We start from the raw sequence: 22885 nt of genomic DNA, 5'->3' as shown, positions 1-22885 counted from the left end.
TTTATTCGGCCAGTATTTCATCCCATAAGCCCTTAATGCGGGCACGTCGGTAAAAATTCCAGACGGTCGTGTATGGAGGAAAATCGTGAGGAAGTTGCCGCCATTGACATCCGGTTTTCACCACATATAAAACGCCATTCATCAACTCGCGTTTACTGTGCTTACACAGATGTTTCCCTCGGTTTTCACCTTCAAAGAAGCTACGGATTTTTTCCCGTTGGCTGTCTGTTAAGTCACTTGGATACCCCATCTTGCACCTCCGATATATTCCTGTTGATTATATCGGAAGTTTTGGGCATTTATTGAGTACTGGTTCTAACTATTATAAATTTCAATAATTTGTTTTTTGACGGAATTTAAATTGTATTTTTGGGGAGCATATTTCCAGAAATGCAAGGCTTCAGAATCTAAAGTATAATGAATAATTTTTTCGGTGAGTTCCTGTTCAGTGCGAAATAGAAACTCTTTTTTGTTTTCAACCAAATCCCTGTGACCTTTGATATCGCTAATAAGTACTGGCAGTCCACAAGCCATTGCTTCCATAACATTGAAAGGTAAACCTTCTATTTTACTGGAAGAAACGGCAGCATCACACAACGGATAAAGATTCTCCATGTTCTGTACGTGACCAAGAAAATGAATTCGATCTTCCATATAGAGTTCCTTAGTCAGTTCAATACATTGCTTAAGCAGTGTGCCAGTACCTGCTAATAGTAAATGTGCATTAGGAGCATAAGGAACGGCTTTCGCAAAAGCACGGATTAGACACTCTTGATTTTTTCGTTTAGAAAATTCAGCGGCGTAGATGAATAGAAAGTCCTTTTCACCAAATCCGAGTGCTTGGCGCCCTGCAATTCTTTTTTCGATAGACATGGGCTGAAATCGGGAGGAATCAAATCCAATGCCATGAATAAAATGAAGATATTCTTTATAGAGGTGATGGTTCTGCGCGATTTCATAATCCTCTTGATTCATTACCATAAGGACATCGGTGACATGTGCACAGATTTTTTCCGGTAAAAGATAGACCCATTTTTTGAGTCCGTCATTTTCATTGAATAAGTAGCCATGTATCGTACAGAAAACCTTTGACCGATTTCGCAGCAGTGAAATTGCTGCCCGTACCACAGCGCTGGCGAGTGCTGTATGGGTGCTGACAAACTCAAAGTGTTGTTCCTTTAAAAGCTTTCTTGCCAGGAAGATCGCTTCTACATTTTGAAGACTGAGTAGGCTTTTGGCAAACGGTAAGGCAACAACGTGATCAGCATAAGGAATGGAACCCTCTTCATTGGCTGCGACCCAGACTTCGTAGCCCTGGTCGTGAAATGCTTTCAGATAGGGTAAGTGAAAATTTTGAATATGAGATAAAGTAGATGCACAGTATAGAATTTTCCTCAATGGATCTTCCTCCTGTTTTTCATTCCTTTTTATTGTATCGTTTTCTCGGCGAAAACGCAATTGCATCATGCAGAGTCAGCGGCTGGATGGATTAGAAAATTACAACTTGATCTGGCAAAACAATATGGAATAACAGGAAGGGGAGGATGCCGATCGGCATCCTCCCTGATTTTTATTCGGAATATTAGGTTAGTCCACAATAATGCTTTCACCCGTCATTTCGGCCGGCTGCGGCAGGCCGAGAATTTTGAGCATAGTGGGAGCAATATCGGCGAGCTTGCCGTTTTCGCGCAGCTTGCACGGATAGCCGACAATGCAGAACGGAACAGGATTTGTGGTGTGAGCGGTAAAGGGTGAACTGTCCTCTTCGTACATCTTTTCAGCGTTGCCGTGGTCCGCGGTGATGATCGCGGTACCGTGCATGCGCTCGATCGCGTCGATCACGCGGCCGACGCAGGTATCAACGGCCTCTACCGCGGCTTTGGCTGCATCGAATATTCCGGTATGTCCTACCATGTCGCAGTTGGCGTAGTTGAGAATAATCACATCGTACATGCCGCTGTCGATTTTCTCTACCAGAGCGTCGGTCACGGCGTATGCGCTCATTTCAGGCTGCAGATCATAGGTGGCAACCTTCGGGGAATGAATCAGTACACGGTCCTCGCCAGGATATACTGTTTCTACGCCGCCGTTAAAGAAGAAGGTTACATGCGCGTATTTTTCTGTTTCGGCAATGCGCAGCTGGGTCATGCCCAGATTCGAAAGGTATTCCCCCAGCGTGTTCTTCAGGCTCTGAGGATGGAACGCGACGTCCACGTTCGGCATGGTCGCATCATATTGCGTCATGCAGACGTAGGTCAGCGGGAAGAAGCTCTTGGCGCGCTCAAAGCCGGTAAAATCGGGGTCGACAAACGCGCGGGTCAGTTCTCTGGCACGGTCGGGGCGGAAATTGAAGAAAATCACGGAATCGTCGGCGGAAATCCGGCCTTCAGGCCCGCAGACGACCGGCACGACAAATTCGTCGGTCACGCCATCCTCATACGACTTCGCAACAGCGGCCACAGGATCGGGATTCTGCACGCCTTCGCCCAGCACCATCGCGTTGTACGCTTTGGAGACACGCTCCCAGCGGTTGTCGCGGTCCATCGCATAGTAGCGCCCGGCCACTGTTGCGATTTCGCCCACGCCGATTTCCCGCATTTTCGCAAGGCAATCCTCCACAAATCCTTTGCCGGAGGAAGGGGGAACATCGCGGCCGTCCAGCAGCGCGTGAACGTATACTTTGGAAAGACCATTCTGCTTTGCCATTTCGAGAAGCGCGTACAGATGGCCATTGTGGCTGTGCACGCCGCCGTCAGAGAGCAGGCCGATCAGGTGCAGCGCCGTACCCTTGGCTTTCGCGGCCGCCACTGCCTTGATGAGAGCAGGATTCTTATAAAAATCGCCGTCCTCGATTTCCTTTGTGATGCGGGTCAGTTCCTGATAAACGATGCGTCCCGCGCCGATGTTGGTATGGCCAACCTCGGAATTACCCATCTGCCCGTTTGGCAGGCCGACATTCAGGCCCGAGGCGCCGATCTGGGTGAGGGGATTTTCGCGGAAGAGACGGTCCAGATTCGGTTTTTTGGCGGCCATGATGGCGTTGCCATATTCGGGAGCGATGCCAAAGCCGTCCAAAATCATTAAGATCAGAGGTTTTTTCATAACAGTTCTCCTTTGCGATACAGTTGGGGTCAGCCCTCAGAAGCCGCGCGGACAATTTCCGCAAAGTCCGCGGCTTTCAGCGAAGCGCCGCCGATCAGGCCGCCGTCCACGTCGCCCTGCGCCAGCAGCTCCGCGGCGTTTTTGGCGTTCATGGAACCGCCGTACTGAATGGTGAAGGCGTCGGCTGTCTGTTTGTCGTAGAGCGCGGCGATCACGCTGCGGATGGCCCTACAGACCTCTCCCGCCTGCGCGGAGGTAGCGGTACGGCCTGTGCCGATGGCCCAGATGGGTTCGTAAGCAATGATGACGCGGGTGAGCTCTTCCTTCGTTACGCCCAGCAAAGCGATTTTTGTCTGGAGTGCGACCAATTCCTCCGTGATGCCCTGCTCGCGCTGCTCAAGTGTTTCGCCGACGCACAGGATCACAGAAAGTCCGGCATCAAGCGCGGCGCGGATTCTTTGATTGACGGTCTGGTCGGTTTCGCCGAAATAGGTGCGGCGCTCGCTGTGCCCGATGATGACATAAGAAACGCCGATGAAGGTAAGCATGTTCGCTGCGATCTCTCCGGTAAAGGCGCCGCTTTCTTCCCAGTGGCAGTTCTGCGCACCGATTTTGATGTTTGTGCCTTTCGCGGCTTCGACTGCCGCGGGAAGATCGATAAACGGAACGCAGGCGACGACCTCGCACGCTGCGTCCTTGACCAGCGGGGCAACCTCAGCCAGCAGCGCTTTGGTTTCCTCGGGATTTTTATTCATCTTCCAGTTGCCGGCAATAACAGCTTTTCTCAATTCTTTATTCATAGGATTTTCTTCCTTTCTATCGGTACTGGGACGATCCCCAGAAATGGAAAGATGGGGAAGCCCCGGTCAAAAAAAGGGCAGACTTCCGCCTGCCCTTTCACATCCTCAGTTTTTATCGTTCAGGCAGGCAATGCCGGGCAGTTCCAGGCCCTCCAGAAATTCCAGAGACGCGCCGCCGCCGGTGGAGATATGAGTCATTTTATCCGCAAAGCCAAGCTGCTCCACGGCCGCTGCGGAATCGCCGCCGCCGATGATGGAAACCGCGCCGCTTTCGGCAACGGCTTTCGCCACCGCCACTGTACCGGCCGCAAAGTTTTTCCATTCGCTGACGCCCATCGGCCCGTTCCATACAACCGTTCCCGCACCCTTCAGGGCAGAGGTGAACAGCTCCTGCGTTTTCGGCCCAATGTCAAGGCCCATCCAGCCGTCCGGAATCTGGTCGGAATCGGCGACATGATGGTTCGCGTTTTCGTCGTATTTGTCGGCAACCACGTTATCCAGCGGAATCAGGAATTTTACATTCTTTTCCTTGGCCTTTGCCATCATTTCCTGTGCAAGGTCCAGCTTGTCGTCCTCGCAGATGGAGGTGCCGATGGAATAACCCAGTGCTTTCATGAAGGTGTAGGCCATGCCGCCGCCGATGATCAGTGTATCCACCTTGTCCAGCAGGTTGCTGATCACGCCGATTTTATCCGAAACCTTCGCGCCGCCCAGAATCGCAATAAAGGGGCGCTTCGGGTTCGCCAGAGCGTTGCCCATGACGGTGATTTCCTTCTGAATCAAATAGCCGCATACGGCAGGCAGGTAAGCTGCCACGCCTGCGGTGGAAGCGTGTGCGCGGTGCGCGGTACCGAACGCGTCGTTGACGTAGATCTCTGCCAGAGAGGCCAGCGCCTTCGAGAATTCCGGATCATTTTTTTCTTCTTCTTTATGGAAGCGCACGTTTTCCAGAAGAGCGACTTCGCCTTCCTTTAAAGAGGCACAAATCGCTTTGGCGCTGTCGCCGATCACGTCCTTCGCCATCTGCACGGGCTGGCCGAGCACCTTCGAAAGGTATTCCGCCACGGGAGCCAAAGAGTATTTGGGGTTGAATTCACCCTTCGGGCGGCCCAGGTGAGAGCAGAGGATGACCTTTGCGTGATGATCGATCAGGTAGCGGATGGTTTTGAGCGCTTCATCGATGCGCTTGGGGTCTGAAATGTTTCCCTCACCGTCAAAAGGAACGTTAAAGTCGCAGCGGACCAAAACGCGTTTGCCCGCAACATCAATATCTTCCACACTCTTTTTGTTCAGATAGTTCATAAGCTGCACTCCTTATTGTTATGATATATGGATTTGCTTTTCAGCAGATTGCTGATTTCTTTCCCCGCCGCGGGCGGGAGAAGAAATCGTTGTTTTTAATAGAGTCCTTTCAAAGCAACTTGGCTATTATAATGATTCTGATTCGGCTGTATGGAATTTGCCAATCAATATTGTTAAATTATTAATTATCCGATCCCATTTTATCCTATTTTTGCCGTCTTTTCAAGTGCGCGAATCGATATAAATTCGATTTGCGAAAAAAATTACCATGTAAAGCTGCGCGGGTGACCAATGCGGGTCAAACGGGGGTAATCCCATTGACGCAGCGCCTCGTATACGCCGATCGCCACCGCGTTGGAAAGGTTCAGGCTGCGCGCCTCTTCCAGCATGGGGATACGCACGACGGAATCAGGGTTTTTCTGCAGCAGTTCCTCCGGCAGTCCGGCGGTCTCTTTGCCAAACACCAGGTAGCTGTTGTCCGGGTAAGAAACCTGTGTGTGGGTGCGCGGCGCCTTTGTTGAAAAATAGAAAAAATCCCCGGTATTTTGTTTGAAAAAATCGGACAAAGTAGCATAGTAACGAATATCGAGCAAATGCCAGTAATCCAGCCCGGCGCGTTTGAGTTTTTTATCGTCGATGGTAAAACCCATCGGCCCCACTAAATGCAGGGTAGCTCCGGTTGCGGCGCAGGTGCGCGCCACGTTGCCTGTATTCTGGGGAATTTCCGGTTCTACCATAACAATGTTCAGGGTCGCCATGATTCGGGGTATCCTTTCGAGTTTAGTTTGGGAATAATTGTCGTTTATCATACCAATCATAATCCAAGCGGGGCAAAAAGTCCATCTATAAATTGCAAATCTGCAGTTAAAAAATGAAAAGCCGTGTCGCTTCTGCCGCGGGCCGGAGAGATAACGAATGATTTACAGCAGGGCAGAAAACCGATCAATAAATTGTAAATCATTCGGAAAAGATAAAGTATGAAAATTGGTTTTGCCATAATCTTTCTGATTATCTATGGAATCTGGAGGGAATAAATAATGTCGGGTCTGAAAATGATCTACACCATATGGAGGGTATGCGATATGTATAACGAAACAAAGGGATTTGTAAAGGGCATAAGTGCGGGGCTGGTAGCCGGCCTGGCGGTAGCCAGCGTCAGCAGCAAAGCGATGAAAAGCAACCGTCAGCTCAAGCGTACCGCTGGCAAGGCGATGCGCAAAGTGAATGGTGTGCTGGACAACATGGAGTATATGTTCAAATAAACATGGCCCAGGCACGGCTGCCGTAAAACGGATGTGAAATTTCGCACCGTTTTACGGCAGCTTTCGTTTTAGGGAAAATCTGCAAAAAACCGGCACGATTCCCTTGCCAAAGACTTTTGAATCAGATAAACTACTGAATAGAAGATGCTCCCGCCGTGGGTGGGAGAAAGAACGCAGATTTATATCAGATCAGGCGGCCCAGCCTTGGGAGGATTTCGAGCCATGCGAGTTTCGGAGCAGGAGATACTGACGATTTATAAGAAAGGATACAGCGCCCTTACTTCGCTGCATGGGGCGTTGTTTCAGGCGCGCCGCGATTTTTTCCAGGGCAAAGTACATAAGGTGAAAGGGCGTATTTCAGACCATGAGGACGGAATGCAGGTGCAGGTGCGCTATGCGGTCTCTCCGGGCGGCTTTGTCTGGGAGAAGCACAGCGATCACCGCCTGACAGAACAGGCAAGTTCCATACCGGGCGGCTGGGCCCTTTCTTTTTATAATGAAAACGGTGGCGTGCGCAGCCGCATGGAATACGACAAGGAGCATCACCTGCAGCGTGTGGAGTATTATGCACCCGACAGTGAAGTGCAGGAGTCTCTTTCCATGATAGCGGAGCATTCCGACGAGCTGATGTGGACGCACAGGCAAGAAAACGGAGAGCAAATCAAAACCGTTCTGCGTGCCTGCCCGATTCAAATGGGCACAGCAGAGCAAGCGATGATCGATTCCGAAGCAGGCGAGCCGCAGATTCTCGCAGCGCGGCTGGACGGCGATTTCTGCTATTGCACGGAGGAGGAATACCGTCAGCGTACGGAGCTGCAGGATCGTCTGAGCAGCGGCGTGATTCCATCCATTCCCGTGTTTGTACCGGACAAGCCTTCACCCGAACCGATGGCCGCACAGAAAGAAGAGCGCGTGGAGGAAGAAGAGTCTCCTCTGATTTTACCGCAGCCGCAGGAGATCACGGTTCCTGATTTAATGGAGCAGATTCAGAAAATGGAAGAGAATCTGTGTGTGATCCGGGGGCATCTATGCGCCGAATCGGAAAAAATGCAGAATTTTCCAAAAAAAGAATCCACCCAGCCGGATGTTCCTGAACCGGTTTGCGAACCGTTTTCGGAACAGCCCGAGGAGTGCGCTCCTGTCCGCTATACGGTGGCAAAGCGTGGGGCAGACGGCGCCATCCGCGCGCCGGGCTTTTATTCCGGTACGCATCCTGTACTGCCGGAAGCCGCTGAGGAAATCCCGCGCGCGGTACAGTCGATCGTCATCAGCCAGACGGAGCGCTACCGCTATTTCGGCGAGCTGCTGGATGGTCTGCGCCACGGCCGGGGCCGCACGGAAATGCCAGACGGCAAAACCGCGTACGAGGGCACCTATTCCCGCGGCCGGCGTGACGGCCTGGGCGCTTACTATTATAAAACAGGCCGGCTGTGCTATGCGGGCGCATGGCGAAACGATCGCCGGGAGGGAGTCGGAGTCGGCTTTCGACCGGATGGCAGCAGCCTTTACGCGGGCACATGGCGGAACGATCGCCCCAGCGGTTCCGGTGCGGTGATTGGCCCGGACGGCTCTGTTTGCTACGCGGGTTCGATTGAAAACGGCCGGCGCCACGGCGTGGGGGCCAGCTTCCGCACCAAAGACGGCACCCTGCTGGTCGCCCGGTGGCAAAACGGCACTCCCAGCGGCGACGTCACGCTGTTTGACGCCGAGGGCCGCATTTGCTATACCGGCCAATGGCAAAACGGAGCGCGCCACGGAATTGGCACCTCTTATCTGCCCAACGGGCAAATGCAAATAGAGTTTACCGGCAGGTGGCAAAACGGCGAACCTATTTCGGGGGTCTATTATGAAGACGGCCTGCCCGCGCGTGTGCTTTCACCAGAAAAATCCCAAGAAAGCGATGGAAAGAAAAAAGACAGAAAAATGTAATAATTCATAAATTGTTAACATTTCGTCTATGAATTGGACATAACTGATTTTACCAAGGAAAATCCTGAGAAATCCAGGCGTACCAAGGCTTCGCGGGTTGTTAAAATTTCAAAAAAAGGCAAAAATGTCCTTGACAATCTGTCCCGCATCCCTTATAATTCAACTAAACATATAAGCGGTATGGCTGTGTGTTTCTTACGAAACCTTGTTATTTCCGCTTGTCCCGGGGGGCGAAACCTGGGGCTGCCATGTATGTTTACGTTTCATAAGCACAACGCAAATACGCACAAACAAAACAAATTTTTAAGGAGGACTAAAAAGGATGAACAAAACCAAAAGCAAAGTTTTGTCACTGATCCTGGCTTCCGCCATGATCGTGTCGAGCTTTTCTTCCCTGAACTTTGCATCCGCTGCTACCAGAACCGAAACCGGTATTGTTACCATTTCCGGGGACGATGAGATTTATCTGGTCAGCGATCCGGACAAAGCGAGTAAGTACATTGACATTGAAGACTTCATTGGTACCGGCACGGTTGAAACCTATGATAAGGAATCTACCAGTGGCGCAGAGGTTGTCAAAATTACTCACGTTTCTGGCGATAAGCTGCTGAAGTTTGATGATGAAACCATTTCCGTGAAATCTGATGTTTCCGGTAAAGAAGTCATCAATGTACGCTGGGAAGCGGACGGCGAGCGTGACGACAAAGATGTTACCGTAAAGGCTGACAAGGACATCACCATTTACACGAATGTAATCGATGAATTGTTCCTTGGTGAAGCAGGTGCTAGCAGTTTGACAGGAACTGGCGCTGAAAAGCCTGGCGACGTCAAAACTGCTGCTGTGAATGAGCAGTACCTCAATATTGGTGTCTACAATGCCATTCAGGCGGATTCCACCAAAAAGGTATATGCTGCAGATGCTACTGCGGATAACCTTTTGGCGAACTATGAGGAGGCCGACCTTAACACATTAGGGTATTTCAGTGCTGGCAGTGCCGTTGAAGGCATGATCAGCTTGGAAAAGGATAAGATCTTTAAGAAAGACTCTATTGCCGTTGATGCGACGACTTCGAACATTATTAAGCTGAAAACAAGCTTTGTAGGAGACGCTGATAAGGATGATGTTGATCTGGCGGATACCGGTAAGGCTGTTTTGAAGATCAAGCTCGGCGATAAAAATGATCTTCCCAATGAGAAGAAGAAGGATGTCACCGTTTCTGTCGATAAGAAGTGGAACGCTGATATTGATCTTACCACAGGTGAAAAGGCAGCCACCACTCAGGCATGGGAGATTAACAAGCGTTCTGGTAAGACCTATATTGCTCCTAAGAGCACAAATCTTGACTGGGACGATAAGGACGACTGGAATGAGCATAAGGACGACAACAACATTAATGTAGTCGGTAGCTATGATACAATCGTTGCTGACAAAGAAATTAGTGTTTTGGGCGGTTCTGTGGGCAATCTCGAATCCAAAGCCAGCATCAGTGTAGAAGGTGGTACCACCGGCACTCTGAAGGCTCCGATCGTTGAAGTAGAAGGCGGTACTACTGGTCTGATTAAAGACAAGGCCACTACTGTTAATATTTCCGGCGGTAAGGTTTCCGAAATCGCTGCGAAAGACAGTGACAGCACTCCTTCCACGGTTACCATTACTGGCGGTGAGATCACCGGCAATGTATTTGGTAACAAGGTTTCTATCGATGCGGATGATGATGATATCAACACCGTAATCGGTGGAAAGGTAACTGCTGATTCTGATGATGCTGATGCACTTACGATTGATGCGAGCAGCGATGCTACTGTTACCATTAAGGGCGCAGTAACAAGCAAGGGCGAAAGCACCATTCTGATTTCTGGCGAGAATGTAACGCTGAATACAGTTGATGGTGATTACAGCAATGACATCAGCTTTGAAGATTTTACAGGCACCATTAAATCTTTGGTTAACACGAATGACGATGTCAATCTGTCAGAGGAATCCGTAGTTGTTTTGACCAGCGGCGTTTTGACTGCGAATACCGTTGATGTGGAAGAGGATTCCAAGATTACGGTTGCCCAGGCTAACGTTGAGAGCATCAGCGGCGAAGGAACCTTTGCCTTCCCGGCTGGCAAACTGTTTGTTGAAGACGGCATTGACAGCGATACAATTCTCGTGATCACTGATGGTCTGGTAGTTGGCGCAACTGCTTTCACCTCTTATGAGGATGCGGTCGATGGTTCCGACCTGAACACCCTCGGTTATACTTTGGAGACAAAATCTGCTTCCAGCACAACCGAAAAGCACGTGATTAAGTCTATCCAGTTTGCTGGTGTACAGTTCGATAAGACTGATCTGACCATTGCAAAGGGCTATTCCGATACCCTGACTGTTGCAAACTATCCCACCGGCACCGCTCTGCCGGCTGGCTACTCCATTGAGTGGGACGTAGACGTAAATGATGATTACATCACCGTAACCACCGAAGGTAATGTAGCTACTGTAAAGGCTGTTGACTACAGCACTGACCGTGCGGTTGATAACCAGGGCAAAATTACAGCTACTGTTGTTGATGCTGATGGCTATGAGGTTGAAGAGCTTCTCACCGCTTCCATCAATGTAACTGCTGTTGCTGTTCCTGCTTCCGTTGTAACTCTGGATACCACTAAGCCGGTTACTGTTGGAACCAACGCTGTGTACCAGTATATCGCGAAGTCCTCCACTGGCGCGGTTATGAGCGCTGCTTCTTCCGATACTCAGATCGCAACTGTTGAGCTGTTCAACGCTGCTGATCCCCGCGGCTACAAGTTCCAGGTTAAGGGTGTTGCTGAGGGTACCGCTACCATCACCACAACTGATGCTAACGGCGCTACTGCTACTCTGACTGTGAACGTAGTTAAGGTAAATGGCACTCTGAAGGCTGATACCACCACTTACACCTTTGCTCCTGGCAAAGTGTACGATGTGAAATTCTCCACCACCGGCACAACTGCTGTTCCGGTTGTTACCGTAAATGGTAAGGTTGTTTCCATCGCTCCCCGTGGCAACGGCGTATACAGAGTAACAGCTCAGAACCCCGGCACTGCTTTTGTAGTGGCTACTGTTGGTAACACCCATGTATCCGTTAAGTTTGTTGTCGCCAATGGCGCAGCTTCTGTCGGTGTAAAGGGCAACAACGTTTCCACCCTGAAGTAATTAAGGGTTCATAACGAACTGAATAATTTCTGTTAGCTGTATTTGCGTGGCGGCGGTTTGGACTTCATCTTCCAGACCGCCGCTTTGTGCGTATCTGCGCGAAACGTGACAAAATGAGGGACACGGCAACTGCCGTGTCCCTTTCCTTTTTGTTTGCGGATTGTATTTCAATCTATGTTTTGTAAGGTTTCATCGAGTTTATCAGACAGAAACTAACTTGGCGCCGGGATAATACCATTCTAAGATTTGCTTGTAGTTGGAGCCATGCTGGGCCATATATTCCGCCCCGGCCTGGCTCATGCCCACTCCATGGCCGTAGCCTTTGACAGAAAAAGTAAATTTATCGTTAGCATAAGTGATTGTGTAATTCGCGGAGCGCAGGCCGAATGCCGTGCGAACCTCGCCGCCCTTCACGGTTTTGCCGCCAAGCGTTTGATTCGTTACAGAGCCGGATGCTGTTCGTTCCGCCTTGCCAAACCATTTGGAAGGGTCGCCGTTCAAAGAGATGCCCCATTGCTTCTGCGATGCCTGCTGCACCTGCTGAGGGGCTAACGTGACGGTGGTACTGTAACCACTCGCGTATAGATCACCGGGGCTTGCAACCGGCACCAGATAGCTGTAATCGCCGCCCCAGATATCTTTGGCAGCTTCCGTATTGCCGGAAGAGATGGCGTAATACGTCGCGCAGATCAATTGACCATCGTCTTGCAACGTCTGCCCGTAAACCGCGTCCGCGACCTTTCCAAGTGTCTGGTAGTAGGTATCGAATTTGCTGCCCCAGCGCTTCTGCATTTCTGCTTTAGTGGTGTAGAGCTTCCAGCCGGAAATGTCCGCCGAAAAATCTGCGCCTTTCAAAGAGGCGTCCGGTTTCTCTCTTTGCTGCGCTCTTAGGCGGCTATAATAGGTGTAGGCGCTTACCGCCTGCGCCTTTAGGGCTTCGATCGGGCTCTCGGGAGACATCTCTGTTACGACAGCCCCGTAAAGGAATTCTTTGTCGTCAACGGTCAGCACCTCACCGGTAGGCTCATCCAGTATCTTAAAAACGGCGGCTGTCTGTGTGCTTTGTGGCGGGCCGGTCGCAGACTGCGGTGCGGACTGGCTGCTTTCCGCCGCAGAAGACGCGGGAGGCCCGGACTCTTTGTCCGGTATCTTTGCGCCCAGCGCGATTAGGGGGATCAGCAGCAGCAGTAAGAATAAAATCATACACCATGCGGTTTTTCCTTTCATACGGGCTCCTTTCCCCGCAAAGCAGTCACTTGTATTGACTTTGCGGGATGCGTGATATAAAATGGGTCATAGGTTTAAAAGACTGCCAAAACGGGGGACATCGCTGCGCGACCGCCGAACAAGATGAGAAAGGGCCAGAAAGCATGATGAAGAGAATGTGGATCGTATTTGCGGTCGCATGTATTTTGGCGATACCGGTTCGCCTGTATCAGCTGATGAACTTTGTAGACAGTAAAACGGGATTTTTTACGGATGGGAACGTAACAGCGGGGATTGTATCTGCTGCGCTGATTTTGGGCTGTGCGGCGATTCTGCTGCTGTCGCACCGCGAAAAGTCCATTTCATTTACCTTTGGGGATTTGTCCGGATTTCCGGCTGTGATTTTCGGCGGACTCAGCGGCGCCGCTCTGCTGATTTATTCGCTGCACCAATTGATGCTGGTTGCCGCCGGGCGCGACACCTGGTACGATGACACGCTGGAGCAGCTGCCGATCTGGGTGCAGCACCCGGGTCTTTATGGGGCGCTGGCACTGCTCGGGGCACTGGCAGCCATCAATTTTCTGGTGCTTACCTGGGGCCTGGCCGTGGGAAAAAATCCCTATACCGCATTGCCGGCCAGCGCGCTGATCGTGCCGCTGTGGTCCTGCCTCGATTTAACGGTGATGTTTGTCAGGTACACCGAAGTGGTCAACACGATCGAGAGCCTGTATTCCATGTTTATGGTGATCTTTTTGCTCCTATGCCTGTTTGCCCAGTCTCGATTTTGGGCGGGCGTGGATGACCTGCGCAGCCGCAGACTGATGATTTCTGCCGGTATGTGCTATGGTCTGCTGGCACTGACCGTTACGGTGCCCAATCTTTTGATGTACGCTATGGGTCGGGGAGCGTTCTGCTCCATGAGTATGGAGAGCAGCGTTTTGTATTTGGTGGTCGCACTGTTTTTGCTCGCGCTGAGTGTAAAATTGGCATGTGCGGGGAATGCTGATGCCAGATATGAAAAAAAGAGTTTTAATTAGTTAAATTTTTCCCAAAGTCTTGTAATATTCCCAGAAATCATATAAAATAATGGAAAGACAAGGAAAGCTTTAAATCGATTTTAGGAGGTTGTACTATGTCTATTAAAATTGGCATCAACGGATTTGGCCGCATTGGCCGTCTGGTCTTCCGTGCGGCGGTTGCCCAGCCGGATGTATTCGAGATCGTCGGGATCAACGATCCCTTTATCGACCTGAATTACATGGTGTATATGGTAAAGTATGACACGATGCACGGCAGATTCGAGGGCGAAATCGGTACCCAGGATGGCAAGCTGCTGGTAAACGGCAAAGCGATCAACGTTCACGCGGAGAAAGACCCTGCAAATATTCCGTGGGGTGCTGACGGCGCAGAGTATGTGGTGGAATCCACCGGTGTGTTCGCGACGAAAGAAAAGGCTTCGGCACATATTGCTGCAGGCGCAAAGAAAGTTGTTATTTCCGCCCCTGCCAAAGATGATACCCCCACTTTTGTGTGCGGCGTCAACCTCGATGTCTATACCTCCGATATGACGGTTGTTTCCAACGCGTCCTGCACTACCAACTGCCTGGCTCCGCTGGTGAAGGTCATCAACGATAAGTTCGGCGTTGCAGAGGGCCTGATGACGACGGTTCACTCCACTACAGCAACCCAGAAGACCGTAGACGGTCCCTCCGCGAAAGACTGGAGAGGCGGCAGAGCGGCTTCCGGAAATATCATTCCTTCTTCCACGGGCGCGGCGAAGGCTGCGACTCTGGTGATCCCTGAGCTGAAGGGCCGCCTGACCGGTATGTCCTTCCGCGTTCCCACCCTCGATGTGTCTGTGGTTGACCTGACCTGCCGTTTGGAGAAATCCGCCACATACGAAGAGATCTGCACGGCGATCAAGGAAGCCTCCGAAAACGAGATGAAGGGCATTCTGGGCTATACCGAGGATGCAGTTGTTTCCTCCGATTTCTTGGGCGATCCCCGTACCTCCATTTTCGATGCGGAAGCGGGCATCATGCTCAACCCGAACTTTGTCAAGCTGGTTTCCTGGTACGACAACGAGTGGGGCTACAGCAACAAGGTGCTGGATTTGATTTCCCACATGTTCAGTGTTGATCATAAATAAAAACCGCATGGCTAAGCCAAATTCTGATACTACAACAGAATATCGGTGATTGTGTTTTGTTTCTTCTGGTGCGATAAAATCCGCTGAATTGAAACAACGATACAAAAATAGAACCGTTCCTTTTTAGGTTAGTTGTCTAATCTGAAAGGAGCGGTTTTTTATGTTGTTAGAAGAGTTATTAAAGGAGTTTCGGTTCAATTGTGAGTGCAGGAGGCTATCGGCAAAGACAGTCGAGAATTACGAGAAACAAATTTGCTATCTGATTGAATTCCTCAAACAAGAGTATCAGGTGACGGAATTAGAAGCCGTAAAAACAAATCAAATTAAGGCATTCATGATGTTAAAGTATGAAGCGGGATGCAAGCCCGGGTATATTAACGACTTATTAAAGGCGTTTAAGGTGTTTTTCAGGTATGCCGTGGATGAGGGCTATACCAAAATTTTAGTAACTGAAAAAGTCAAGAACATGAAGCATCCTAAAACAGTGATTCGTACCTTTGACAAACAGGAGATTCGTCGCATGCTGGGATGTTATCATGGCAATGATTTTCAAAGCATCCGTAACATAACAATTTTAATACTGTTCTTTGATACGGGAATCCGCTTGAATGAACTGATACAGCTTAAAGACAGCGATATTCACAGCGACTATCTTTTGATTCATGGCAAAGGAGATAAAGAACGGATTGTGCCGAAAAGTGCGGTTGTGTCAAAATGGCTGGAAAAATACCGCCGAGTCAGAAACCACTACTTTGAATCAGATGTGTTTGAAAGTGTTTTTGTATCCCGCTATAAGCATCAGTTATCTAAGAGCATCGTTGAAAAGATCGTCAAGGACGCAGGTAAATACGCAGAGGTAAGAAGTGATATTCGCATATCGCCCCACACATTACGGCATACATTTTGCCAACAACAATTGAAGAATGGTCTTGATATTTACAGTCTGTCCCGCATTATGGGGCATGAATCGATATCCATTACACAACGATATTTGGAAGGGATTCGAGATAGAGATATTCTTGATACTGCAAAAAACACCAGCACTATTATGAATTTGTAGTGTCGTAAAACTACAAATCGTAGTCTGTAATTGTTACAACAGTAGTGCTATGGTATAAATGGTGATACAAATGGAAGGTAAATTTATCATTCATCCCAAAATCCCAATATCCAGTCAATCGTCAGTGATTTCATTGCGTCTGTCAGATTTGATTATAGATAAGCTTGAAGTCATTGCGTGCAAATCTGGCCATTCAAGAAACGAAATTATTTCAATGTGTATAGAATATGCGCTGAATAATTTAGAAATCAAAGAGGAAACGATTGAGGAGGATAAGTAATTGGAAGGTATTAGAAAAGGGATTGTGGCATTCTCTTGCATTTTGTTGTTGGCGTCGGCTGTCTGCTTCTGGAAAGGCTTTGATTACAAGAACAACTATTATCAAAGCGAGCATTATTCTTCTTTGGACAAATATGCGTATGTTGGAGGGGATGCTTACAACTACATAATCAACGGAACTTATTTCACTGGCTTTATGGTTCTTGGTTCCTCTGCGGCGCTTGGGGCAATCATGCTGATCTCTGTGTGGCTCATTATATGCCCTAAAGATGACGATTCAGAGGTAGCCTTAGCGGGAGGACTTTCAGCCGTAGAAGAGGAAAAGGCTTAACTGTTTTGAACTGACTGTTCAAAATCTTATATGAAGCGAAGCGGGGTATGAAAAATGAAAAAAGCTCTTTTGGCAATTCTACTTGTAATTTCAACAGCATTCTCTTTTACGGCCTGTGGTGAACAAGTTCAGGAAAATGTCAGTGCGGTTTTCAGCAATATTGCAAGTTCTTCTGTTAGTCAAGTTAGTGTTATGACTGATGAGGAATTGTGTGATACCGTTGAAGCTATGTTTTCAAAAACTGATTTGGACTGTGTAACCGAAGTAAGAGAACAAGATGGTAAAAGGATTTTAGTTGTTACGGTTACTACCGTATTAAATGACAATGGATATTTTGACAATGTTGAAAATTGGAGTAGTAGCAAAAAACAATTAATACGAAAAGCATCAAATTGGGACAATACCATCTCTACTGTATCCGAAATAAATAAAGGTATAGCAATAATGTCTAAATTAGCAAATGTAGATCACTCTGTACTTCTGACCGTAGAAAAAGGTAGCAATACGAAGTATCTTGGTTTTGTAGATGATAAACTGATGTATGATTTTTTGAGTTAAGCATTATGAATTATTCGAAATTATACCGACTATAATTATAGTCGGTATAATTTTTTGCCATAAAAGAAAAACAAAGCGTGTCAAAAGGCTCATTTGGCGTTACGGCATAGCTCTGTATGACAATAGGCTGTTTCAATTCTAATTCTTCTTTTTTAGGTTTACACCCTTTGAACCCTTTGCGCCCTATGGCCCTGTATTGCCTACAAGCACCTGCAAGCTATCAATGAGGTGTAGAGAGGAAAGATTATAGTGACCATTCTATGCCGCTGGAGCGGCTCACAAGGCGAAATTAAAGATGATATTCATATTATAATATGAATAATTCATAAAATAATAATATTTTTTTGTTGAACTTGACAAATTGGGGCTTTGGTGATATAATAAGCGCACAACATCAAATAAGTCATACAGAACACATCTTATCGTTTATGAAGAGATGTGTTTTTAATTCATAAAATCCAAAAATAAAAGAAATTAATTTAATAGGCACACATAGTAGAGCTTACACAGTAAGCATACGGAAAATGAACTTAATTCAAAAGGGGTAATTTGAATGACTGTAGCAGATAAGATAGGGAATGAGTATAAAAAATGGAAGCCCCGCAATATCTATTTGATAAATGCTGGAACAGGACAAGGCAAAAGTTATTTTGTAACGAATCAACTCTATCAGCATGCAGAAGAAAATAATAAGAAAATTCTTTTGATTTGCAATAGAACAATATTGAAAGAACAGGTTGATGAAGCCATAAATGAGAAAAAGATTGATACATTGATGTATCAAAAATTGGAGTATCATAATAGACGGCATAATTTACAATATGAGTTAAAAGGTGATATAGTTCCCGTGTTAAACGAATATGATTATGTCGTTTTGGACGAAGCGCATTATATTTATTCAGATAGTCCATTTAACAGATATACTGATGTTATTCAAAAGGCTTTAGAGGATTGCAAAGCTGTTATTGTCATGTTGTCAGCTACACCACATTTAATCAAAAAAGATTATGAAAATAGGATAAAAAAGGAATATATAATTAAATCTGATTATTCATATTTGGTTATTGAATAAAATTCCAGATGGTGAAAAAGCCATTGTCTTTGCTAACAATAAGGAAAGACTTAAAAATTTGAATGAGAAATATTCGACTTGTTCTTATTTTGTTGATTCAGAAACTAAGTTCTCAAATAAAAGTACGAGGGAATTATCTACACCTGTTCAGCAAATTGTTAAGAATGAAAAATTTGACAAGAAGTTTCTATTTTGTACTAAGGTGTTAGATAATGGAGTGAATATTAAAGATACAAGTCTAAAGCATATATTTATAGAAATGGATGATTTAATAGAGTTTGTTCAGTGTCTTGGGAGAAAAAGAATTTGTGATGAAAATGACAAAATCACATTGTATTTCTACAACTATACAGCACATATTGAACAGTCAAAATATCAAGATCAGAAGAAAGATTATGAAGTATATTTGGATCATGGTAATTTTTCTCGCAAAGATTTTGCTGATAAATATAATCGAGCAAAGTCATTGCCTTATTTCTTAGAAAATGGATATGAAATTATTAGACCTGCACTTGTACATTTTTTAGACAGATTCAATTTCCTGAAAGAAATTGCAAGTAAAGAAATATACTTTTGGGATGAAATCAGAAAAATGCTTAAAATGCCTAAAAAGAAAATCGTAAAAATTCATGCCGCGACACCAAATGAGGTCTTAAAAGAATATTTATCAGACCGTAAGGGAAAAAGGCTTTTTTCACAAGAGAAGGAAGAATTGGTAAAAATATTCAACATTCGAAAAGACGATAGGTTAATAAATGATTTAGAGCAATTAAATACCTATTTATCTGTTAATTCTATTCCCTTCCATATTGTGAGCGGCAGAGAAAGCGCTGATAATGGGAATAGAGATATGAGATATTGGTTGATCGAGTAAAATTTGATCACACGGTGGCGCACAAATATATAAGTGTTTTATTTCTGAAAATTAATTTTTAGATGCTCCTCTTTATAATACAAAGGATGAGCTTTGGAGAAGGAAAAACATATTTAGTTTATAGGTATAATTGTGCGCCAAGACTTGACATGAAATTGAAAATTGTCTATCTCACAGGAGTGTCTCGTCTATAAAAAAATGTTTTTGCTCACTTCGTGAGAAACCATAAAGAAAATTATATATTGATTTGTCTTTGTATTTACGGATTAACCTTTCGAAGAAAGAAAGGCGAAGCCGCCTAACATTTCTTTGGAAATGAACAGTTTCGTAATTATAAACCTATATGAAGATTAATCATGCCCATTTGGTAAGGTTGTATTGATCCTGTAATAATGAAAATGTGAAGAAGTTCCTTAATATGCAACAGAATTGACGGTGATTAAAATCCTATTTAAAATGATAGTGATTCCTATGGTCACTCATCGTGCCTATAGTCATGAAAAGTGTAGGAAAATTTTACGATGCAAAGAAAAGCAAATCAATTTTCTTTTACGGCTTTATCTTGATTTTGGAAACATTTTAACAAACTACAGGTTTGTAAATCTGTCGATAAATTATGTCAACTTAAGCTGAAAGAAAAAATGCGGGGCTTTTACAAAATACCAATTCATGTTTTATGGATTACGTCCTATAGCTGGTGGGCATCTGCATATAAATAATTTTTCAACGATATGCGATATACCCCTCCTGTCTTGTTTCTCAAATCATGCTATGATTTATTTGTAAATTAGATGAAATAGCGATTCACTTTGTTATGATAACCATATGTACCTATAAAATAAAGTGAAAAGCAATAAGAAAGTGTTATTTAGAACGTTTATTATTGAATAATAAGATATTATTTGGTACAATTAGGCAATGGTAGAATAAATGCCTTTTCTTTTTTATCATAATATAGAATGGCATGTGACATATTAATTCAAAATAATTAAGTAATGGGTCATAGTACGCATAGTTATGCTTAGGGGGTAAAGAATGGACAACAGCATTGTTTCTTTTGAAGAAAATTATATTTTTCGAAACAACAGATCTATTACCTCCAATAGCGATATTGCGCTAACAGAGTTTGTTGCCAATGCTTGGGACGCAGGTGCCCACAATGTTGATATCACTATCCCATATGAAGAGCATGAAAAAATAGTCGTTGAGGATGATGGAACAGGAATGACGGATGAAGAGTTCCATAATAGATGGATGACTTTGAATTATGATCGTCAGAAACGTCAAGGAAAAGAAGTGGATTTTCCTGCGGATGTTAAAAGTTCAAAAAGAATTGCATATGGCCGAAATGGGATAGGACGTCACGGTATGCTCTGTTTTTCAGACAGTTATACTGTTGAGACTTGGAAAGGTGGGAAATGTAATACATACGATATAGTTGTAGCCCAAGGTGATGCCCCTTTCAAAATAATTAAACATACTACAAATGATAGACTTGGACATGGAACAAAAATAAGTGCCTTTGTGAGCAGGCGCCTACCAGATGCAATTGCAATGACAGATATATTATCTGCACGATTTTTATATGATCCAAAATTTGTTATAAAAATTAATGGCGAATTCATTGATCTATCCCAACACAAAGGTATTGTTTTTTCAAAAGAATTCGCGACACCAACGAAAGCAACTCTATTAATGACTGTTATTGATTCGGAGAAAACAGCTTCAAAATCACAGCAACACGGTATAGCATTTTGGATTTCTGGTCGTTTAGTTGGACAGCCTTCATGGACATATGGGAAAACAACTTTTCTTGACGGCAGGTTAAAAGAAGCAAAACGATATACTATCATTATAAAATCTGATGATTTGATTGATGATGTTCTCCCTGATTGGAGTGGGTTTGTTAATTCAACCAATATGGAAAGTGTTTATCGCTGTATAAAATCTGAGGTTGATGAATTTATCAAGACAGTGATGAAAGACCATCTTAGCGAAGTTCGTCTGGATGTCATACGGGATGTAAGGGATGAATTGGAAACTTTGAATGTTTCTGGTCAGCGAAATATATCAGCATTTATTGAAAAAATAACTGATGAGAACCCGATAATTACACCAGACTACCTTCACAGCGCTGTAGAAGCAATGATTTCTATTGAAAAAGCCAAAAAGGGAGAATTGCTCCTTAGCCAATTAGGACAAATGACTCCAGACCAAATTGATAAGCTAACAGACATATTAAGCACATGGGATGTCGATGACATCGCGACAGTAATTGGTGAAATTGATAAGCGTATTGTAGTTATTGAGGCTATTCAGCGCATATATAACGACAAGACAACAGAAGAACTACACACACTTCATCCACTAATACTTAATGCAAGATGGTTGTTTGGTGCACAGTTTGATTCTCCAATGTTTGTATCAAATTCGACATTAACTACCGTTGTTAAAGGCTTGTTTAAAGACGAAGATTACGACTTGGATGCAATAAGCAATCCAAAACGTAGACCAGATATTATCTGTCTTAAACAATATTCGTTAAAAGCAGTATGCACTGATAGAATAGACCCGGATGCTGGCGAGATAATGAAACCCGACCAAATTTTGATTGTAGAAGTGAAGCGCGGTGGATTTGAAATCTCTGATGAAGAAGTAAACCAAGTGGAATATTATGTTCGACAAATCCGAAAGTCTGCTGTATTGCATAGCTCAGCGACCATCGATGCATATGTTGTCGGCGCAAAACTTGGAGATATAGATACCGAAAAAATTACATCAAGTGGAAGAATCCATACCGTTACTTATGGCCAATTAGTTGATACTGCAAGCAGAAAATTGTTTAGGCTTAGAGATCGACTGAAAGAGCATTATGACGCATTAGGACAAGAAAGTATTGTTGAACAGGCACTTAAGGAAACAAAGCAATTGAAAATCGATGTTGATTCCGAATAAAAATAGGAGGATTTATAAGTATGAGAATCGATCATGGTGATGCAATTGAATTGGAAAGTATTGTTAGAAAGGTTTTTTCATGTGACCGTGCTGGTATGGGTGGATATATTGATGCTGACCACTTTGAATCAGCACCGTTCGATGCCGCTTTAATTGCACTTGCGCCATTGTGGGAAAGAGCCGATTTTCATGAGATTGAAGATTTTTTGTTTAAGTGGGAAGAGTCATTGCGCAGTGGAAATGGTAGAAATATTAATATTGTTTCATATATCAACGAACTCGAAAATCTTGTTACTACCCTCATGCAACGCTAAATTGCAATTATGTTTAAACCGAATAGAATCATGTCGTAGCATAGCAAAACTCAGACCTGATTTTATAGAGAGAATACACACTTCTATAAAAATACATTAAAAAATTCATTCACAGTTTTATAGTCATTTAAATTGAGAACCGGCTCAAGATGTGATAAAATAGAAGAATGAGTTATGATATTAAATACCGCCGTCGAGCAATCGATTATTGGAACGAGGGACACAGCAAAAGGGCAACCGCCGAAGTGTTCAAAGTAAGCGCATCCACACTGCAGGCGTGGAAATCACAGCTGAAAGAAACCGGCAAATTAGGACCTAAAAAGCGCAGGGAAACTTGGCGCAAAATTGAGCCTGCAAAGCTCCTAAAATATCTGGAGCAGAATCCGGATGCTTATTTGAAAGAAATAGCAGAAGAGTTTGGCTGTTCAGATGTTGCAGTATTCAAGGCACTTCGACGATTGAAGATATCGCGTAAAAAAAACTACCCTTTACAAGGAGATTAGCGAAGATTTTCGAC

21 protein-coding genes are annotated in these 22885 nt (G+C 45.4%); 14 read left to right on the top strand and 7 right to left on the bottom strand.

Features of this window, described 5'->3' with window-relative positions; all coding sequences use genetic code 11:
- Position 1: 1 nt before the first annotated feature.
- The 6 genes from HMPREF1141_RS05885 to trmL all read right to left on the bottom strand — a co-directional run bounded on the left by HMPREF1141_RS05885 (position 2) and on the right by trmL (position 5962).
- Complete coding sequence (locus HMPREF1141_RS05885; RefSeq protein ID WP_035316620.1) at positions 2 to 250, bottom strand: transposase; 249 nt, start codon at positions 248 to 250, stop codon at positions 2 to 4.
- A 65-nt stretch (positions 251 to 315) separates the two neighbouring features.
- Positions 316 to 1398 (bottom strand): glycosyltransferase, encoded by a 1083-nt coding sequence (locus tag HMPREF1141_RS05880; RefSeq protein WP_009062023.1) that lies wholly within the window; start codon positions 1396 to 1398, stop codon positions 316 to 318.
- A gap of 189 nt (positions 1399 to 1587) precedes the next feature.
- Positions 1588 to 3102: a 2,3-bisphosphoglycerate-independent phosphoglycerate mutase gene (gene gpmI, locus HMPREF1141_RS05875; RefSeq protein ID WP_009062026.1), complete on the bottom strand. Its 1515-nt coding sequence runs from the start codon at positions 3100 to 3102 to the stop codon at positions 1588 to 1590.
- 29 nt (positions 3103 to 3131) lie between these two features.
- Positions 3132 to 3902, bottom strand: a complete 771-nt coding sequence (tpiA, locus tag HMPREF1141_RS05870) for a triose-phosphate isomerase (RefSeq protein ID WP_009062049.1) — start codon at positions 3900 to 3902, stop codon at positions 3132 to 3134.
- 105 nt (positions 3903 to 4007) lie between these two features.
- Positions 4008 to 5204, bottom strand: coding sequence for a phosphoglycerate kinase (pgk, locus tag HMPREF1141_RS05865; RefSeq protein WP_009062109.1), 1197 nt, complete (start codon positions 5202 to 5204; stop codon positions 4008 to 4010).
- A 263-nt stretch (positions 5205 to 5467) separates the two neighbouring features.
- Positions 5468 to 5962, bottom strand: coding sequence for a tRNA (uridine(34)/cytosine(34)/5-carboxymethylaminomethyluridine(34)-2'-O)-methyltransferase TrmL (gene trmL / locus HMPREF1141_RS05860; RefSeq protein ID WP_009062112.1), 495 nt, complete (start codon positions 5960 to 5962; stop codon positions 5468 to 5470).
- A 324-nt stretch (positions 5963 to 6286) separates the two neighbouring features.
- Here trmL and HMPREF1141_RS05855 point away from each other — a divergent pair, with 324 nt between their 5' ends.
- The 3 genes from HMPREF1141_RS05855 to HMPREF1141_RS05845 all read left to right on the top strand — a co-directional run bounded on the left by HMPREF1141_RS05855 (position 6287) and on the right by HMPREF1141_RS05845 (position 11570).
- On the top strand, positions 6287 to 6466 hold the full coding sequence (locus HMPREF1141_RS05855; RefSeq protein ID WP_009062021.1) for a hypothetical protein: 180 nt from the start codon (positions 6287 to 6289) through the stop codon (positions 6464 to 6466).
- A 222-nt stretch (positions 6467 to 6688) separates the two neighbouring features.
- Positions 6689 to 8395, top strand: coding sequence for an MORN repeat protein (locus HMPREF1141_RS05850; RefSeq protein WP_009062042.1), 1707 nt, complete (start codon positions 6689 to 6691; stop codon positions 8393 to 8395).
- A gap of 322 nt (positions 8396 to 8717) precedes the next feature.
- On the top strand, positions 8718 to 11570 hold the full coding sequence (locus tag HMPREF1141_RS05845) for a cell motility protein (RefSeq protein WP_009062037.1): 2853 nt from the start codon (positions 8718 to 8720) through the stop codon (positions 11568 to 11570).
- Positions 11571 to 11771: 201 nt separating this feature from the next.
- Here the strand turns inward: HMPREF1141_RS05845 and spoIID are convergent, their stop codons facing one another.
- Complete coding sequence (gene spoIID, locus HMPREF1141_RS05840) at positions 11772 to 12797, bottom strand: stage II sporulation protein D (protein ID WP_009062091.1); 1026 nt, start codon at positions 12795 to 12797, stop codon at positions 11772 to 11774.
- Positions 12798 to 12940: 143 nt separating this feature from the next.
- On the opposite strand from spoIID, the gene HMPREF1141_RS05835 reads away from it, so the two are divergent.
- From HMPREF1141_RS05835 to HMPREF1141_RS05785, 11 genes are all read left to right on the top strand, one after another.
- Complete coding sequence (locus tag HMPREF1141_RS05835; RefSeq protein ID WP_009062028.1) at positions 12941 to 13813, top strand: hypothetical protein; 873 nt, start codon at positions 12941 to 12943, stop codon at positions 13811 to 13813.
- Between the two features lie 95 nt (positions 13814 to 13908).
- On the top strand, positions 13909 to 14925 hold the full coding sequence (gene gap, locus HMPREF1141_RS05830; protein WP_009062061.1) for a type I glyceraldehyde-3-phosphate dehydrogenase: 1017 nt from the start codon (positions 13909 to 13911) through the stop codon (positions 14923 to 14925).
- A 160-nt stretch (positions 14926 to 15085) separates the two neighbouring features.
- Positions 15086 to 15985 (top strand): tyrosine-type recombinase/integrase, encoded by a 900-nt coding sequence (locus tag HMPREF1141_RS05825; protein ID WP_009062071.1) that lies wholly within the window; start codon positions 15086 to 15088, stop codon positions 15983 to 15985.
- A gap of 70 nt (positions 15986 to 16055) precedes the next feature.
- Positions 16056 to 16265, top strand: a complete 210-nt coding sequence (locus tag HMPREF1141_RS05820) for a hypothetical protein (RefSeq protein WP_035316617.1) — start codon at positions 16056 to 16058, stop codon at positions 16263 to 16265.
- Positions 16266 to 16595 carry a hypothetical protein gene (locus HMPREF1141_RS05815; protein WP_009062065.1) on the top strand — a complete coding sequence of 110 codons (330 nt, stop codon included), beginning with the start codon at positions 16266 to 16268 and terminating at the stop codon, positions 16593 to 16595.
- A gap of 54 nt (positions 16596 to 16649) precedes the next feature.
- A complete protein-coding gene (locus HMPREF1141_RS05810; RefSeq protein ID WP_035316616.1) occupies positions 16650 to 17153 on the top strand; it encodes a hypothetical protein in 504 nt (167 codons plus the stop codon).
- Between the two features lie 553 nt (positions 17154 to 17706).
- Positions 17707 to 18225 (top strand): DEAD/DEAH box helicase family protein, encoded by a 519-nt coding sequence (locus tag HMPREF1141_RS05805; RefSeq protein WP_035316615.1) that lies wholly within the window; start codon positions 17707 to 17709, stop codon positions 18223 to 18225.
- Entirely contained in the window at positions 18218 to 19099 is an 882-nt protein-coding gene (locus tag HMPREF1141_RS05800) for a helicase-related protein (RefSeq protein WP_035316614.1), read from the top strand. The genes HMPREF1141_RS05805 and HMPREF1141_RS05800 overlap by 8 nt, the downstream gene beginning before the upstream one ends.
- Positions 19100 to 20134: 1035 nt before the next feature.
- Positions 20135 to 22054, top strand: coding sequence for an ATP-binding protein (locus tag HMPREF1141_RS05795; protein ID WP_009062072.1), 1920 nt, complete (start codon positions 20135 to 20137; stop codon positions 22052 to 22054).
- 20 nt (positions 22055 to 22074) lie between these two features.
- Entirely contained in the window at positions 22075 to 22368 is a 294-nt protein-coding gene (locus HMPREF1141_RS05790; RefSeq protein ID WP_035316613.1) for a hypothetical protein, read from the top strand.
- Between the two features lie 167 nt (positions 22369 to 22535).
- Positions 22536 to 22871: an IS630 transposase-related protein gene (locus HMPREF1141_RS05785; RefSeq protein ID WP_009062107.1), complete on the top strand. Its 336-nt coding sequence runs from the start codon at positions 22536 to 22538 to the stop codon at positions 22869 to 22871.
- Positions 22872 to 22885: the final 14 nt, after the last annotated feature.

The sequence above is a fragment of the Clostridium sp. MSTE9 genome (assembly GCF_000277625.1).
Classification (GTDB): domain Bacteria; phylum Bacillota; class Clostridia; order Oscillospirales; family Acutalibacteraceae; genus Faecalispora; species Faecalispora jeddahensis.
This window is presented reverse-complemented; position numbering and strand designations above follow the sequence as displayed.